The organism is Pandoraea anhela (genome assembly GCF_902459655.1).
In the GTDB taxonomy this organism is placed as follows: domain Bacteria; phylum Pseudomonadota; class Gammaproteobacteria; order Burkholderiales; family Burkholderiaceae; genus Pandoraea; species Pandoraea anhela.
This window is the reverse complement of sequence record NZ_CABPSB010000019.1, coordinates 59,898-75,357: the sequence shown is the minus strand read 5'-3', so window position 1 is coordinate 75,357 and position 15,460 is coordinate 59,898. Positions and strand designations below refer to the sequence as shown.

Genomic DNA, 15,460 nt, shown 5'->3' with positions numbered 1-15,460 from the left:
GGCAACCTTCCGAAGCCCGGTGCGGGCAACAGCCGCGCGGTGTCATCCCGGCGCAATGCGCGTCATGCCTGCCGATGCCTACAAGAACGACCGATCGCCTCATGTCCGACACGAAAACTTCCCCGCTCCGTCTGCACGGCGCCGTCCTGCTCCAACAACTGCGCGAACTCGGTGACATCGGCGCCGATCCCGTTGCGGGCGGACGGACCCGGGTCGCCCTCTCGGACGACGAAAAAGCCGGCCGCGATCAGGTCGTCGCGTGGATGCGCGACCTCGATCTCGACGTGCAGATCGATCGCATCGGCAACATTTTCGGCACGCTGCCGTGCGCGAAGGGCACAACGGGTCAGATGCCGCGCCCGCTGATGATGGGCTCGCACATCGATACCGTGGTCAATGCCGGTGCGCTGGACGGTTGCTACGGCGTGCTCGGCGGTCTGGCCGTCATTCGTGCGTTTCGCGACGCCGGCATCGAGCCGTCGCGCCCGATCACCGTGGCGGCGTTCACCAACGAGGAAGGGGCACGTTTTCACCCCGACATGATGGGCTCGCTGGTCCACGCGGGCGGTCTGCCGCTGGAGGAAGCGCTCGACGCCATCGGCACGGACGGCGCTCGTCTTGGTGACGAACTTGTGCGTATCGGCTACGCCGGCGACATGACGCCGGGCACGCTCGTGCCGCACGAATACCTCGAACTGCATATCGAGCAAGGGCCGATCCTCGAAGCGGAAGGGTTGGAAATCGGCGTCGTCGAGAATTTGCAGGGCATCTCGTGGCAGCAGATTACCGTGCAGGGCAATGCCAACCACGCGGGGACGACGCCGACGCGTTTGCGTCACGATGCCGGTTACGTCGCCGCCGCCACGGTGGCCGAGCTGCGTCGCATCGCTGTCGAGTCGGGCACCACGCTCGCCACCGTCGGCACGATGCGGTTCGAGCCAGGTGTCATCAACGTGATTGCGCGCCGTGCCGTGTTCACCGTCGACATGCGCGATCCCGACGAGCAGCGTTTGTGCGAGAGTGAAGCGCGTCTGGCCGACTTCCTGATGAAGACGGCCGCCGAAGAGGGGGTGCGCGTATCGACGGAACGTCTGGCGCGCTTCCCGCCAGTGGTCTTCGACGCCGAACTGACGCACGCCATCGAAGCCAGCGTCAGGCGCATGGGGCTGTCGTACAAGCGCATGACGTCGGGCGCAGGGCACGACGCGCAGATGATCGCGCGCATCGCCCCGGCCGCGATGATCTTCGTGCCCAGCCGGGGCGGCATCAGCCATAACCCGCGCGAGCATACCGAGGACGATCAGCTCGTGCGCGGCGCCGAAGTGTTGCTCGATGTGGTCGCGCATCGTCTCGGCGTGGTGCAGTCGTGACGTCACGTCCGGCACACCCGATTGACCCCATCGTTTTCCGATCATCCCGCAACACCGGAGCCCCCCATGCTTTACGTCAATCCTCGTGCAACGCGAGCGCCCTACCCGGCAGACCTGCAGGGCATCATGAGCATCGCGCAGGCGCAGCAAAGCCGCGAGTGGCTGGCGCATTGGGACGGGCTCACGCCCGACAGCACGCCGCTGCGTTCGCTGCCCGATCTGGCCGCGTCGCTCGGTGTGCGCGGCGTGCTCGTGAAGGACGAAGCGCAGCGTTCCGCGCTGGGCAGCTTCAAGGCGCTCGGTGCGCCGATCGCGCTGGTACGCCTGTTGCTGCGTGAGTTCGGGGGGAAGACGCTGGACGGATTCACGGCGCGGTCGCTGTTTCGCGGCGAGCAGCGCAAGGCGCTCAGCGGCTTCACCGTCGTCAGCGCCACGGACGGCAATCACGGGCGCGCGCTGGCCGCCGCGGCGCAGCGTATCGGCTGTCGTTGCGTGATCGTGCTGCATGCCCAGGTGAGCGACGAGCGCGAGCAGGCGATTGCGGCGTACGACGCCGAGATCGTGCGCATCGCGGGCAACTACGACGCGTCGGTCGAGGAAGCTGCGGCGCTGGCAGCGCGTCATGGGTGGCATGTGGTTTCCGATACGTCCTACGACGGATACGAAGTCATTCCGCGCGACGTGATGCAGGGGTACGGCACCGTGGCGGCGGAAGTCGCTGAGGCGCTGGCGGGCGATGCGTCGCGCACGGACGCGGCCAGCCCCGTGACACACGTCTTCTTGCAAGGCGGTGTGGGCGGGCTGGCCGCAGGGATCGTGAGCTATCTCTGGGAGCGCTGGGGTGAGCGGCGTCCGGCGTTCGTGGTTGTCGAACCGGAACAGGCCGACTGCCTGTATCAGAGTGCGATTGCGGGCAAAGCGGTGTCGGCGTCGGGATCCGTCGATTCGGTGATGGCTGGACTGGCGTGTGGCGAGCCGTCGCCGCTCGCGTGGCGTTTCTTGCAACCGTCGGTCGACGCATTCATGACCGTGACCGATGCGCAGGCGGTCGAGGCCATGCAGCGTCTTGCTCGCGGCAGCGACAACGACGTGCCGTTCGTTGCGGGAGAGTCCGGGGTTGCCGGGCTGGCCGGCCTGATGCTGGCTGCGACGACGCCGGCGATGGCCGCAGCACTCGGGCTGTGCCCCGACTCACGCGTGCTGCTCGTCAACACCGAAGGCGCGACCGCGCCGCGCGTGTATGCCACACTCGTGGGCGAGCCGGCGGCGTCCGTCGAAGCGCGTCAGCAGGCGTGGCTCGCACGCTGAGCCAGGTTGCGGCAATGTCGGCAATGTCGAGTTTGCCGGCATTATCGGCATCATCCGCATCATCCGCATCGTCCGGAAGAGGGCCATCAGCCATGAGTCAGGATATCGCGCAGGACACCTATTTCGCCAAGGCATTGACGCGATGGCGGCATGCCTTTCATCGCCTGCCGGAAACGGGGTTCGAGGAAGTCGCCACGTCGCAGACGGTCGCGACGATGCTAGAGCACCTCGGGCTGGACGTGCACCGCCATATCGGCGGCACGGGCGTTGTGGCGAATCTTCGCGTGGGCACGGGCAGCGGCGCCATTGGCATTCGCGCCGATATGGACGCACTGTCGATCACCGAGCAGGCGCCGGGGCGCGATCACGCGTCGCAATCGCCCGGCAAGATGCATGCGTGCGGACACGACGGCCACATGTCGATGGTGCTCGGCGCGGCGACGTTACTGGCCGAGTCGCGCGACTTCAACGGTACGGTGCGCTTCATCTTCCAACCGGCGGAAGAACACGGACGGGGCGCGAAAGCGATGATCGCCGACGGACTGCTCACGCGCTTTCCCATCGACGCGATCTACGGCGTGCACAACATGCCGGGGATACCGGCGGGACGCATTGCCACGCGCACCGGCGGCATCATGGCGAGCGAGGACAATTTCGTCATTCGCATTCGCGGCAAGGGCACGCATGCCGCGCGCCCGCATATGGGCGTCGATCCGCTGGTGATCGGCGCGCAGATCGTCCTGGCGCTTCAGACGGTGGTGGCGCGCAACGTCGATCCGGGACTGTCGGCGGTGGTCTCGTGCACGGAGTTCATCACCGACGGCATTCGCAATGCGATTCCGACGAACGTCGTCATCAAGGGCGACACGCGCAGCGATACGCCGGACGTCCAGCAGTTGCTCGAGACGCGCATGCGCGAGATCTGCATGGGCGCGTGCGCGATGCACGGCGCGCATTGCGAGTTCGAATACACGCATGAATTCGCACCGACGATGAATTGGGCAGACAACACCGCACTTGCCGTGCGCGCCGCGAAGGCGGTGGCGGGCGACGCGATGGTCGATGCGGATGTCGCGCCGATGATGGCGTCCGAGGACTTCGGCGTCTTCTTGCAGCACGTGCCGGGCAACTTCGCGTTCATCGGCAACGGCAGTGGCGACGAGCCCGGCGCGATCCCGCTGCACAACGCCTGCTACGACTTCAACGACGCGATTCTGCCGCTCGGCGCGCGTTACTTCGCTCAGATCGTGCGCGAGAGTCTGCCGCGCTGAGTTTGTGCGGTGTTCAGCGCGCCGGCGATGCAGCCAGCGCGACGGGCAGGCCCGGATCAACACCTCGTGGAGCGCACGGTTACGCGCTTCCCATTGAGCGAACTGGCCGCCATCGTCTGCGATGCCGGTCTTCTCGTTCCCCAGCCGTTCTTCCGCGAATCGCGGACACGGGCAAGCCGCACGGCCTGGCGGCCACCGTGTGGACCTTGGACGTCAGCCGCACGCATCGCATGGGGGCGGCGCTTTCGCGCCGCGCATCCTGTCGTCGGTCTTATTTGGCCGTGGCTTCCATCGCACGAGCCAGACGCGCCACGCCTTCCTCGATCGCCGTCACGGCGGGCGCGGCGAACGACAGGCGCAGCGACGCTTCGTCCGCGTGCTCTGCAAAGAACGCCGTGCCCGGCACGAACAGCACCTTCTCGGCAATCGCATTCGGCAGCAATTCGCTGGTCTTCACGGCGGCCAGACGCGCCCACACGAACATGCCGCCCTGCGGTGCGTGAAACTGAATCGCATCGCCGAGTCTGGCGCTGAGCGCACCGCACATCGCTTCGCACTTGAGACGGTAAGCCTCGGTGATCTTCGGCAGGTGGCGCGTGAGCGAGCCTTCGGCCAGATACTCCGCAGCGATGGCCTGCGTCCACGGGGCGCTGCACAGATCGACGGTCTGCTTGGCGACGACGCAGCGTCGCGCGATCTCCGGCGGCGCAACCGTCCAGCCCACACGCAGCCCGGGGGCGACGATCTTCGACAGGCTCGAGAAGTGCACCAGCCATTCGCGCGATCCCGGCACCTCGGCCGTCAGACCGAGCATGGTCGGCACGGTGTCGCCCGCGAAACGCAGATCGCCGTACGGGTCGTCTTCGACGATCACGAAGCGATACTCGACGGCCAGCTTCAGCAGCGCAATGCGCCGCTCGCGCGAGAGCGTCGCGCCCGTCGGGTTGGCGAACGTCGGCACGGTGTACAGCAGCTTGGGCACCGCAATCTTGCCGTCTCGAAGCAGTGCGCTCAGATGGTCGACGTTCAGGCCGTTCGCATCGACGGGCACCGTAACGATCTTCGCCTGTTGCAGACGCAGTGCCTGTAACGTGGCGGGATAGGCGGGTTGCTCCGTCACCACGACGTCGCCCGGCGCGACCATCACGCGCAGCAGCAGGTCGAGCCCTTGCTGCGACCCGGTCGTCACCAGGAGTTCTTCCGAGGCGCTCGGCGAACCGCGTTGCGCCATCAGCGCGATGAGTTGCGCCTTGAGTTCTGCGAGCCCGTCGGTCGGACCGTATTGGAGGCAGCGCGTGGGCAGCGCGAAGGCGCGCGCCTGCGCGGCGGCGAGCCCGTCGACGTCGAACAGGTCGCTTGCCGGATACCCGCCCGCGAACGAAATCATGCCCGGCTCGGACAGGTATTTGAACAGTTCGCGAATCGGTGAACCGGCCGGATTGGCGAACGGAGAAGTGAATGCGTACATGAGGGCCTCGCTGTTCAACGCGTGACGTGAGGATGCGATCGGGGAAGCGGTGGTGCCGGACACTTGCTGTGTCCGGCACGGGCAGACGCGGTGACATGTGACAAGCGCCGGGCGTCGTGCATGGTCGGTAGCCGCGAGGTTCGCAGTGACCGCAATGTCCGACGCCGCAGCGCTGTCAGCGCGACTTACTCGATCGAGAAGTCGATGCCTTGCGCGAGCGGCAGGGCGGAGGAGTAGTTCACGGTGTTGGTCGCGCGGCGCATGTAGCCCTTCCATGCGTCGGAGCCCGACTCGCGGCCACCGCCGGTTTCCTTCTCGCCACCGAACGCGCCGCCGATTTCCGCGCCGCTCGGGCCGATGTTGACGTTGGCGATACCGCAGTCGCTACCGGCCGACGACGTGAAGCGCTCGGCTTCGCGCAGGTCGTTCGTGAACACGCACGACGACAGACCGTGCGACGACGCATTGTTGGCGTCGATGGCTTGTGCGAAGTCGCTGTACTTGAGCACGTAGAGAATCGGCGCGAACGTTTCCGTCAGCACGACTTCCGTCTGCGACGGCATTTCGACGATGGCAGGCTTCACGTAGAAACCGCCTTCGCTGCCCGCCACGATGTGACGCTCGCCGCCCGTTACCTTGCCGCCTTGCGCACGCGCTTGTTCGAGCGCTTCCTGCATGCGCTTGAACGCACCTTCGTCGATCAGCGGGCCCATGAGCGTGCCGCGCTCCAGCGGATTGCCGATGGCGACCTTGCCGTACAGCGTCTTGAGACGCTCGACGGTCTTGTCGTACACGCTCTCGTGCACGAACAGGCGGCGCAGCGTGGTGCAGCGCTGACCGGCGGTGCCGACTGCCGAGAACAGAATGCCGCGCAGGGCGAGTTCCGGGTTGGCGCTATCGGTCACGATACCGGCGTTGTTGCCGCCGAGCTCGAGAATCGAGCGGCCGAAGCGACGCGCGACTTCCACGCCGACCTTGCGGCCCATTTCCGTGCTGCCCGTGGCGCTCACGATGGCCGAGCGCGGATCGGCGACGAGCGCCTCACCCACGTCGCGCCCGCCGATGACCAGCGCCGTCAGGCCTTCCGGTGCGTCGCCGAATTCGGCGATGACTTCTTCCATCAGCTTGTTCACGGCCAGTGCGGTCAGCGGCGTCTTTTCCGACGGCTTCCACACCACGGCATTGCCGCACACGAGGGCCAGCGCGGCGTTCCACGACCACACGGCGACCGGGAAGTTGAACGCGGAGATGACGGTGCAAACGCCCATCGGGTGCCACGTCTCGGCCATGCGGTGGCCCGGGCGCTCCGACGCGATCGTCAGACCGTACAACTGACGCGACAGGCCGACGGCGAAGTCGCAAATGTCGATCATTTCCTGCACTTCGCCCAGACCTTCCTGGAGGATCTTGCCGGCTTCGAGCGTGACCAGCGCACCGAGCGCCTGCTTGCGCTCGCGCAGCTTTTCACCGAGCAGACGAACCAGTTCGCCGCGGCGCGGGGCCGGCACATTGCGCCATGCGGTGAAGGCGGTTTGCGCGCGGGCGAGCGCGGCTTGCGCGTCGGCGACCGAAGCGCTGGCCACGCGGCCGATCAGTTCGCCGTTGATCGGCGAGTGCACGGCGATGTCGCCCGTCTCGGCCAGTTTGGCAATGCCCAGTTCGTTGAGGATGGAAGTTGCGTTCACGTTGATACCCTTATGGAATGCTGTGTTGGTTACTTGGCGTTGGCCGTCATCTTGAAAATGCCCTGCGCATTGCCGGCATCGAAACGCAGATCGGTCTTCCAGCAGTGCTTGACCGTGTCGTACTCGCGGTAACGCGTGATGAATTCGTAGAACGAACCCGGCACTTCGCGTGTGACGATCTCGCCGTTCTTGCCGCGGAATTCGCGACGCACGGTGTCGGCGCGATAGGCCGTCTGGAACACGCGGCCCGAGCGCGAGCGCTCGACTTCGGGCTTCATCGGGCGGCCCTTGGCCTTCTCGGCGTCCGACAGCGCGAAGACGTCTTCCACGCGGTCCGTTGCATGGTTAAAGGCGTTGCCTTCGGTGGCGATCCACGCCATTTCGGCCGATTCGGCCAGCAGCAGTTCGTAATCGGCTTCGCTCGGTACGTCATGCTGACAGGCGAATGCGCCCACGATCACCGGCAGCAAGGCCTGGGCGGTCTCCAGCGGTAGTGTACCGTCACGCTCCAATTCCCACAGTTGAGCGACGGCGGCCGGCGTGAGCGGGTCCTTGGACGTGCCGACCACGCGCGACACGGTTTGCTGGAACGTCTCCGAGAAACGCTCCGGATGCAGCTCGCTCACGAAGAATTGCGAGATCTCGTCGGGGCAATCTTCATGCGCGTAGGCGCGGCCCGTCATGCCGAGACGGTCGAGCGGGTAACGGCCGTTGAGCTTGAAGCCCAGCGGACGCAGAATGCGCGTAAACGCCGCTTCACCCGGCGGCAGGGCGCCGTTCTGGTCCCAGCGCACGGTGCGCAGTGCGCCGTGATCGAAGTAGACGCCGCCACCGGCGGCGATGGCCTCTTCGGTGTAGGTGCGGCCGTTCTGCGAACGCTCGAGCAGCCCTTCGAACAGGGCCATGTTCATCGCCTGCGCCAGTTCGGCGCGGGTGACACGGCCGGGCTCGAAGTCGGCCAGAATGGACGGCGTGTTGAGGGTGGCGAAAAGTGCGTCGGTTCGTGTCTTCCCGATCAGGGAAACCAGCAGCGACTCTACATTGGCATTGCGCATCATATCTCTCGCAGAGGGAGCGGCATCTGGGGCGGCGCCGCAGGGTGTCAGGGCGTGGCACGGAGCACCTTGCGCCATGCCGTCTTGCAATGACTGCATTATTGAAACGGATGCGTCGCGCGTAAAGCGAGATAATATTGCCACTTGATGCGTTTTCGGAATCAACATGCGAAAGTTCAAGACCCCCGGCACGTCGGCGCTTCTGGCCTTCGAAGCCGCTGCCCGGCATGAAAGCTTCACGCATGCGGCACGCGAGCTGTTTCTGACCGAGAGCGCGGTGTCGCGCCAGATCGCTACGTTGGAGACACAACTGGGCGTGCGTCTGTTCGTGCGGGCCAAGCAGCGGGTGGTCCTCACGCGCGCCGGGCGTCTCTACGGCACGCAGGTGCGGCGCACGCTCGAACAACTGGATCGCGACACGCTCGCCATCATGGCGCACGGCAGCGGGGGCGGCTCACTGGAATTGGCGGTGTTGCCGACTTTCGCGTCGGAATGGTTGATTCCCAGAATGAAAGACTTCGACGACCGGCATCCGGACGTTCGGGTCAACATGGGCGTGCATACCGACCTCTTCACGTTCGAGGAGACGCACTTCGAGGCCGCCATCCACTTCGGCCAGCCCACTTGGCCGGGCACATCGTCGGATTATCTGTTCGGGGAAGAGGTGGTGCCGGTGTGCCGGCCGTCGATCCTGAAAGGGCCGGTGCGCGCGGCGGCCGATTTGCTGACGTATCCGTTGCTGCACTCGACGACGCGTCCGAGCGCCTGGACGCAATGGTTTGCCGAGCAGCACATCGAAGACCACCGGTCGTTGCAGGGGGTGCGCTACGAACTGCACACGATGCTGATCGCCGGCGCGGCGGCGGGGCTGGGCATTGCGCTGGTGCCGAAGTTCTTCGTCGAAGGCCAGTTGGCGACGCTGGGCCTCACGATCCCGTTCGACGTGAAAAGCGTGGCCGAGTCGGCTTATTACCTCGTCTACCCGACGGAGTTGACCCACGGTCGGCCCCTCAGTGTGTTTCGCGAGTGGCTGCTGGATCAGGCGAAAGCCTATCGACCCGACTATCGCCCTGACCATCGGCCAGACGACCGGCCAGACGACCGGCCAGACGACCGGCCAGACGACCGGCCAGACTTTCGACCGGCCGAAGGCCCGAACGCCTGACGTGGCGAGGCGGGGCAGTGAAACGGTAGATCGGCGCGGTCCACCCGTCGATACCGTTGCCCGGCGCGCCTACCGGCCCGTGTAGCGTCCCGGCTTGTGCCAGGCCACGACCATCGCGCTCATGGCGATGGCGGACACGGCGGACCACGCGACGCGTCCCACCGGGATCGTGCTGAGCGATGCGAGCAGAAGCATCGTGTCGATGCACACCTGCGTGATACCGGCGTTGATGCCGCGCCGGCGTTGCAGCCACAGCGTGAAGATGCCCGTACCGCCGACACCCGCGCCATGACGTGCGAGCGCCAGAATGCCCATGCCGCACAGCGTACCGCCCACGAACGCCGCGAACAGCGGGTTGATGAAGGCGATGTCGAACGTCTGCGGCATGGCCGCGAGCGCGAAGGTGATGCCGAAGCTCGCGATCGTCGACTTGAGCGCGAAACGCGCCCCCATCGTGAAATACGCGAACAGGAAGAACGGTATGTTCACCAGCGTGAAGATGGTGCCTACCGGTAGCGGAAAGATGTACGAGGCGAGCAGTGCGATGCCTGCCACGCCGCCGGTGACCAGCCCGGCCGCCTTGAGCAGCACCAGGCCGACCACCACGAATGCCATGCCGATGACCATCGCATAGATGTCTTCGGGCACGGAATGCGGAACCCCGATTGTGTCGGTTGCCGCGATGGCACCGGATACGGTACCCGTTTCGTGTTTCATGATCTGTCAGTCAGGAACGACAAGACGGCGCGCCCGACTCTCCTCATGTCGCGACGCGCCGCCGGTGATTTCCCGCGTCGCTGTCTCGGGCGACGCGCAGCTTCACAGCTTGTTATGTCGGTACTACATCCATCACGTGCAATTGCGCTGCACTACCCCGCATTACGCGACATGGTGCACCCAGCCGAACGGATCGGCGACCTTGCCACGCTGAATGCCCGTGAGTTGATCGCGAATGCGCTTGGTGACGGGGCCTTCGCCGCCATCGGCGATATTGAATTCGCCGTTCGCATGGCGCACCTGACCGATGGCCGTGACGACCGCCGCGGTGCCGCATGCGAACGTTTCCTTCACGCGGCCGCTGGCTGCATCGGCCTGCCACTGGGCGAATTCGTACGGCGTTTCATTGACCGTGAGGCCTTCGCGACGGGCCAGTTCGATGATCGAGGCGCGGGTGATGCCCGGCAGGATCGTGCCCGAGAGCGGCGGCGTCTGGAGCGAGCCGTCGTCCATCACGAAGAAAACGTTCATGCCGCCGAGTTCTTCGATCCAGCGGTGCTGCGCCGCGTCGAGGAACACGACCTGATCGCAGCCCTTGGCGCTCGCTTCCGTTTGCGCGATCAGGCTGGCGGCGTAATTGCCGCCGCACTTGGCCGCACCCGTGCCGCCGGGCGCCGCGCGCGTGTACTGATCCGAGACCCACACCGTCACGGCCGACTTGCCGGCCTTGAAGTACGGACCGACCGGGCAGGCGATCACGCAGAAGATGTATTCATGCGCGGCACGCACGCCAAGGAAGCTCTCCGAGGCGAACATGAACGGGCGGATGTAGAGGCTGCTGCCTTCCGAGCCGGGGATCCAGGCGCGGTCGATGTCGACCAGCTTTTCCACGGCTTCGAGGAACACGGCCTCCGGCAGGTCGGCCATCGACATGCGCTGTGCCGATTCACGGAAACGCCTGGCATTGGCTTGCGGGCGGAACAACGAGATCTTGCCATCTTCGCTGCGATAGGCCTTCATGCCTTCGAAGATTTCCTGCGCGTAGTGCAGCACGGCACATGCCGGGTCGATCTGGAACGGACGCCGGGCTTCGACCTTCGCGTCGTGCCAGCCCTTGCCTTCGGTCCAGCGGATCGTGACCATGTGATCCGTGAATACGCGGCCGAATACCGGATTCGCCAGCGCGGCGGTGATCTGGTCGGCAGGGGTCGGGTTGGCGTGCGGCTCCACGACAAAACGCAATTGGTTGTCAGCGCTCATGTTTCTTCAGTGTCTCGGCAGAGGTGGCTTCAGTCGTCAGTGCCGTTAACGTAAACGGCAAGGTGGCGATATTTTCCTCCTTTCGGGGCCTGCCTGTCGACTGAATTCACCGCGTCTCCCGTCACGGCAGCCTTTTCCCCCTAATCACGCCGAAAATTGTTGGAATTTGGCCGATCTTCGCAAGAAATGTGCGCGGTTGGACGGGATTTGCGGCGCCGGGCGTCTGTCGAGACCCTGTCCCGGCGGGCGGCGGACGAGACGAAAAAGAGTGTAAAAAAACATTTCCGGTCACAGAACTGCGGCACTCGACATTTAACATCGGGAGCGGATGATGCCGGGAACGCGGCCGGCGACGCCGCCATGGCGGACCGAAAGACGCCGGTGCTCACGCTTGCGCCGCGTGCCGACCGTTCGGAGCAAAGGGAGAGGAGACGGATGAAATCGACGACGATTCGGATGTTGCGCGCCTACCTGCTTGTGGCCTCGCTGGGCGCGGTGTGCATCGATGCGTGCGTGGTGATCGCCATGCTCGTGTTCGACGTGCCGGAGCGTATCTTCACCTCCGGGGACTTCCGGATCGCCATGGCGGGGTCATTGCTGTTGCTGGTGCTCGCGGCGCGCTCGGTGGCGTCGGCCGCCTATGAGGCGGCGCTCGCCAGCCGGCATGCGACGCTCCACGCCACGCCCGACGCAAGTGATACGAACGACGCAAACGATACACGCGGCTCACGCGATTCCCGCCGACGGGGCAAAGTCGCCGTGCGCGACGATTGCCCCAACCGGCTGCTGGTCCTGCTCCACATCCGCATCCATCGCCAGCAATTGACGATGGTCGCGGTCTGAGGGCAGCGGGCGCAAGCGGCGGCGCGCCGCTCAGGCGACGTTGCCCTGCGCCGCCTGCGCGCCGTCATGCTGCGGCGGTAGCGCTTGCGTGGCAAAGGGCGGACGCGGCATCGCCATCCATTCCTGCACCGCCGGGCGCAGAAACTGACGGCGGGCATATTCGGCGAGCGCTTGCGGCACCACATCGTCGTTGTACACCAGACGATTGATCATGACGGCGAGGTCGACGTCGGCAATGCACCAGGTGTCGAAGAGCGACAGGCGGCCATCCGGCAGCAGACTTTGGGCGATGGCGATCAGCTTGCTCGCGGCAGCGTAACCGGCGTCGCTCAGCGGCCGGTCTGACGGACCGTAGAAGATCACCTGCGTCGAACGATCCTCGCGCAAAGCCCCCAGATCGCTGCGCAGCCATGCCTGCACCTGACGGGCGCGCGCCCGGTCGCGAACCTCCGACGGATACACCGGAACGTCAGGCGAAATCGCCTCCAGATACTCATCGATGGCCGACGATTCGGATAACGTGAAATCGCCGTGCACGAGCGTGGGCACGCGGCGCGTGATCGACATCTCGGCGAAGCCGCTTTCGTGATGGGCGCCCTGATCGAGATCGACGGTGCGCAGCGCGAACGGAATACCTTTCTCACGCAGCGTGACGAAGACCGACAGTGCGTAAGGGCTGGTGAACTGTGCGTCGACGTAGAGCGTGAACGATGCGGGGGCGGCGGCTGACACGATGGACTCCTGTAGGGAAAATGCGGGTGCGAAATCACGCGCAGATGGCTATCTTGCCGCACACGCGCGGTGATAAGCTACTGCACAAATCGATGGCAAGATGTGATCTTTGCTCACACCTCACGCGCCGTCGCGTTACCGCCTTCCGCCCCTATTTTTCCTGTCTTTTTCCATCTTTTTTCATCGATGTCCCTCGCCCTATGACGTCAGAACCCCGCGCCCGCCCCCCGCTGGCGAATCTGGAAACCGTCTGTGTCGTGGCGCGTCACGGCTCGTTTACCGCCGCGGCCGAAGCCACCGGTCTCACGCACGGCGCCATCAGCCGGCGGGTCGGTGCGGTCGAGAACTGGCTCGGTTGCGCGCTTTTCGAGCGCCACGGACGAGGCGTCAGGCTGACCTGCGACGGTCAGCGATTTCTCGGACGCATCGAGCATGCCTTCGACGTGATCGACGCCGCAGCCGACCAGTGGCATCAGGCGCGCAAAGCGCCGGCGGTGCGGCTGAGCGTCGTGCCGTCCTTCGCCAAACTGTGGTTGCTGGAGCGGCTGCAATCGCTGGAGGCGGGGCAGCCGTTCATCGACATTCAGGTGACGACCGAGCATCGCAACGCCGACGTGAGTGCGGGCGAGGTCGACATTGCGCTGCGCTACGGTCGCGGTGGCTGGGCAAGCGTCGATTCGGAGCCGCTGCTGGGCGAGACGCTCTACCCCGTCGCGTCGCCGGAGATCGCGCAGCAACTCAGGCACGCGAGCAAGGGCAAGGACTCGGGCGCAAGCGTGTCGGAGATGCTGGCGATGCCCTTGTTGCACGACTCCGATCTGACGGGCTGGCGTGCATGGTGCGGCGCGCAGGGCGTGTCGCTGCGACCGCGAGCGCGCGATCGGCGCTTCGAAGATTACACGGTGGTGCTCGGGGCCGCCGAGGCAGGGCTGGGCATTGCGCTGGCCCGGTCGCCGCTCGCGCGCGACTGGATCGCGCGCAGTCGTCTGGTGCGATTGTCGGACGTCGAAGTCCCGTGCCCGCTGCAATACCACGTCGTGACGGCCAGGCGCGAGAAGCGGCCCGAGGTTCTGGAAGTGATCGCGTGTCTGCATGCGGCGGCGCGCCCGGACGTGCGCACGCACATAGCATGAACGCGGCGCAGCGCATGGGCGGGGTTTCCCGCACCGCGCGCGCCGCAGGTCGTTGCCTAAAATGCGGGACGCATTTGGCAGAACTGCACGGCTGGGGATGAACTTACGCTCGCTCGATCTGAATCTGTTGCTCGTGTTCGAATCGCCGCTGCGCACGTGCAGCACGACCGTCACGGCAGAGGAACTGAATCTCACGCAGTCGGCGGCCGATCGGCTTCGCGATGGACCGCACGAGTCCGTATCGCGTACTGGCGGCGTCTTACGTCATGGCGCGCATCGACCCGCGCCAACGAAGACAGCGCACCTTGGTGTCGGTGCGCCGTCTTGCGTTGAATCGATGACGTGGGTTACAGCAGACCCGCTTCGGCGAGTTGTGCGCGACGCGGGTCGCCCTGACGCGAGAGCATCCAGCCCGGATACTCGCTCGGCAGCGCGCTGACGGCATCGATCGTCGTCAATTCCCGCTCGCTCAGCGTGACACGCGTTGCCGCGATGTTGTCGTCGAGCTGGTCGGCGCGCTTGGCCCCGATGATGACCGTCGAGACGACCGGCTGCGCCAGCAACCAGGCGAGCGCGATCTGCGCCACGGACACGCCCTTTTCTGCCGCGATGCCGCGCATCACGTCGATCACGTCATAGGCGCGCTCCACATTGACCGGCGGGAAGTCGAAGCGCTGACGGCGCGCGCCCGCTTCGGCCTGACCTTCACGCGTATACTTGCCGGAGAGCAGGCCGCCCGCGAGCGGGCTCCACACCATCAGACCGATGTTCTCGCTGCGCAGCATCGGCACGATCTCGCGTTCGAGATCGCGTCCCGCAACGGTGTAGTACGCCTGAAGCGAGGCGAAGCCGGCGAGATTCAGGCGCGCCGCAATGCCCTGTGCCTTGGCGATTTGCCACGCCGCCCAGTTCGAGACGCCGACATATCGCACATGGCCCTGGCGCACCAGCGTGTCGAGTGCGCCGAGCGTCTCTTCGATCGGCGTGACCGGGTCGAAGCCGTGCACCTGATACAGATCGATGTGATCGAGTTGCAGGCGTTTGAGGCTGGCTTTGACGCCGTCCATGATGTGATAGCGCGACAGGCCGCGCGAGTTGCTGGACTGCGCGCCGGTGACGCCGAAGACCTTCGTTGCGACCACCACGCTGTCGCGCGGCACCTTGAGGTTGCGCAGCGCCTGACCGGTGAGCATCTCCGACTGACCTTCCGAATAGACGTCTGCGGTGTCGATGAAGTTGATCCCCGCGTCGAGCGCGCGGCCGACGAGTGTGTCGACATCGTTCTGCTGCAATTGGCCGATCTTGCTCCACATGTCGCCCTGTCCGCCGAAGGTCATCGTGCCGAGACACAGTTCCGAGACGAAGAGGCCGGTATTGCCAAGTTTGCGTTGTCGCATGGCGTTGCTCCGTAGAAATTGCCGCCCGTCGCATGGGGCCGTCAGGGGGAGGCGAC

Annotated in this window: 13 protein-coding genes; 6 read left to right on the top strand and 7 right to left on the bottom strand. The window is 65.5% G+C overall.

Going from position 1 to position 15,460, the window contains the following annotated elements; all coding sequences use genetic code 11:
* Positions 1 to 101 precede the first annotated feature (101 nt).
* From PAN31108_RS21365 to PAN31108_RS21355, 3 genes are all read left to right on the top strand, one after another.
* Positions 102 to 1,370: a Zn-dependent hydrolase gene (locus tag PAN31108_RS21365; protein ID WP_150670777.1), complete on the top strand. Its 1,269-nt coding sequence runs from the start codon at positions 102 to 104 to the stop codon at positions 1,368 to 1,370.
* Between the two features lie 66 nt (positions 1,371 to 1,436).
* Positions 1,437 to 2,678 carry a diaminopropionate ammonia-lyase gene (locus PAN31108_RS21360; RefSeq protein ID WP_150670776.1) on the top strand — a complete coding sequence of 414 codons (1,242 nt, stop codon included), beginning with the start codon at positions 1,437 to 1,439 and terminating at the stop codon, positions 2,676 to 2,678.
* Between the two features lie 92 nt (positions 2,679 to 2,770).
* A complete protein-coding gene (locus tag PAN31108_RS21355; RefSeq protein ID WP_150670775.1) occupies positions 2,771 to 3,949 on the top strand; it encodes a M20 aminoacylase family protein in 1,179 nt (392 codons plus the stop codon).
* A gap of 271 nt (positions 3,950 to 4,220) precedes the next feature.
* Here PAN31108_RS21355 and PAN31108_RS21350 read toward each other — a convergent pair whose 3' ends face one another.
* The 3 genes from PAN31108_RS21350 to PAN31108_RS21340 form a co-directional block, all read right to left on the bottom strand.
* A complete protein-coding gene (locus PAN31108_RS21350) occupies positions 4,221 to 5,417 on the bottom strand; it encodes an aminotransferase-like domain-containing protein (RefSeq protein ID WP_150670774.1) in 1,197 nt (398 codons plus the stop codon).
* A 185-nt stretch (positions 5,418 to 5,602) separates the two neighbouring features.
* Positions 5,603 to 7,102: an L-piperidine-6-carboxylate dehydrogenase gene (gene amaB / locus PAN31108_RS21345; RefSeq protein ID WP_150670773.1), complete on the bottom strand. Its 1,500-nt coding sequence runs from the start codon at positions 7,100 to 7,102 to the stop codon at positions 5,603 to 5,605.
* A gap of 29 nt (positions 7,103 to 7,131) precedes the next feature.
* Positions 7,132 to 8,157 (bottom strand): DUF1338 domain-containing protein, encoded by a 1,026-nt coding sequence (locus PAN31108_RS21340; protein WP_150670807.1) that lies wholly within the window; start codon positions 8,155 to 8,157, stop codon positions 7,132 to 7,134.
* A gap of 166 nt (positions 8,158 to 8,323) precedes the next feature.
* On the opposite strand from PAN31108_RS21340, the gene PAN31108_RS21335 reads away from it, so the two are divergent.
* Positions 8,324 to 9,322, top strand: a complete 999-nt coding sequence (locus PAN31108_RS21335) for a LysR substrate-binding domain-containing protein (RefSeq protein ID WP_246184073.1) — start codon at positions 8,324 to 8,326, stop codon at positions 9,320 to 9,322.
* Between the two features lie 69 nt (positions 9,323 to 9,391).
* On the opposite strand, the gene PAN31108_RS21330 is transcribed toward PAN31108_RS21335, so the two are convergent.
* Both PAN31108_RS21330 and PAN31108_RS21325 read right to left on the bottom strand, forming a co-directional pair.
* Positions 9,392 to 10,039 (bottom strand): YitT family protein, encoded by a 648-nt coding sequence (locus PAN31108_RS21330; protein ID WP_150670772.1) that lies wholly within the window; start codon positions 10,037 to 10,039, stop codon positions 9,392 to 9,394.
* 162 nt (positions 10,040 to 10,201) lie between these two features.
* Entirely contained in the window at positions 10,202 to 11,299 is a 1,098-nt protein-coding gene (locus PAN31108_RS21325) for a branched-chain amino acid aminotransferase (protein WP_150670771.1), read from the bottom strand.
* A 435-nt stretch (positions 11,300 to 11,734) separates the two neighbouring features.
* Here PAN31108_RS21325 and PAN31108_RS21320 point away from each other — a divergent pair, with 435 nt between their 5' ends.
* A complete protein-coding gene (locus PAN31108_RS21320) occupies positions 11,735 to 12,142 on the top strand; it encodes a hypothetical protein (RefSeq protein ID WP_150670770.1) in 408 nt (135 codons plus the stop codon).
* A gap of 30 nt (positions 12,143 to 12,172) precedes the next feature.
* Here PAN31108_RS21320 and yfcF read toward each other — a convergent pair whose 3' ends face one another.
* Positions 12,173 to 12,874, bottom strand: coding sequence for a glutathione transferase (yfcF, locus tag PAN31108_RS21315; RefSeq protein WP_150670769.1), 702 nt, complete (start codon positions 12,872 to 12,874; stop codon positions 12,173 to 12,175).
* Between the two features lie 200 nt (positions 12,875 to 13,074).
* Between yfcF and PAN31108_RS21310 the strand changes: the two genes are divergently transcribed.
* Entirely contained in the window at positions 13,075 to 14,007 is a 933-nt protein-coding gene (locus tag PAN31108_RS21310) for a LysR substrate-binding domain-containing protein (protein WP_150670768.1), read from the top strand.
* Between the two features lie 347 nt (positions 14,008 to 14,354).
* Here PAN31108_RS21310 and PAN31108_RS21300 read toward each other — a convergent pair whose 3' ends face one another.
* The gene (locus tag PAN31108_RS21300; protein ID WP_150670767.1) at positions 14,355 to 15,404 is read right to left on the bottom strand and encodes an aldo/keto reductase; all 1,050 of its coding nucleotides are present in this window, start codon (positions 15,402 to 15,404) and stop codon (positions 14,355 to 14,357) included.
* Between the last annotated feature and the right edge of the window lie 56 nt (positions 15,405 to 15,460).

What these genes read in the sequence shown, in the direction of transcription:
- PAN31108_RS21340 (WP_150670807.1), bottom strand. Translation starts at nt 8,157, where the DNA reads ATGCGCAATGCCAATGTAGAGTCGCTGCTGGTTTCCCTGATCGGGAAG.
- PAN31108_RS21335 (WP_246184073.1), top strand. Translation starts at nt 8,324, where the DNA reads ATGCGAAAGTTCAAGACCCCCGGCACGTCGGCGCTTCTGGCCTTCGAA.
- PAN31108_RS21360 (WP_150670776.1), top strand. Translation starts at nt 1,437, where the DNA reads ATGCTTTACGTCAATCCTCGTGCAACGCGAGCGCCCTACCCGGCAGAC.
- PAN31108_RS21310 (WP_150670768.1), top strand. Translation starts at nt 13,075, where the DNA reads ATGACGTCAGAACCCCGCGCCCGCCCCCCGCTGGCGAATCTGGAAACC.
- PAN31108_RS21300 (WP_150670767.1), bottom strand. Translation starts at nt 15,404, where the DNA reads ATGCGACAACGCAAACTTGGCAATACCGGCCTCTTCGTCTCGGAACTG.
- PAN31108_RS21350 (WP_150670774.1), bottom strand. Translation starts at nt 5,417, where the DNA reads ATGTACGCATTCACTTCTCCGTTCGCCAATCCGGCCGGTTCACCGATT.
- PAN31108_RS21330 (WP_150670772.1), bottom strand. Translation starts at nt 10,039, where the DNA reads ATGAAACACGAAACGGGTACCGTATCCGGTGCCATCGCGGCAACCGAC.
- PAN31108_RS21365 (WP_150670777.1), top strand. Translation starts at nt 102, where the DNA reads ATGTCCGACACGAAAACTTCCCCGCTCCGTCTGCACGGCGCCGTCCTG.
- PAN31108_RS21320 (WP_150670770.1), top strand. Translation starts at nt 11,735, where the DNA reads ATGAAATCGACGACGATTCGGATGTTGCGCGCCTACCTGCTTGTGGCC.
- PAN31108_RS21325 (WP_150670771.1), bottom strand. Translation starts at nt 11,299, where the DNA reads ATGAGCGCTGACAACCAATTGCGTTTTGTCGTGGAGCCGCACGCCAAC.
- PAN31108_RS21355 (WP_150670775.1), top strand. Translation starts at nt 2,771, where the DNA reads ATGAGTCAGGATATCGCGCAGGACACCTATTTCGCCAAGGCATTGACG.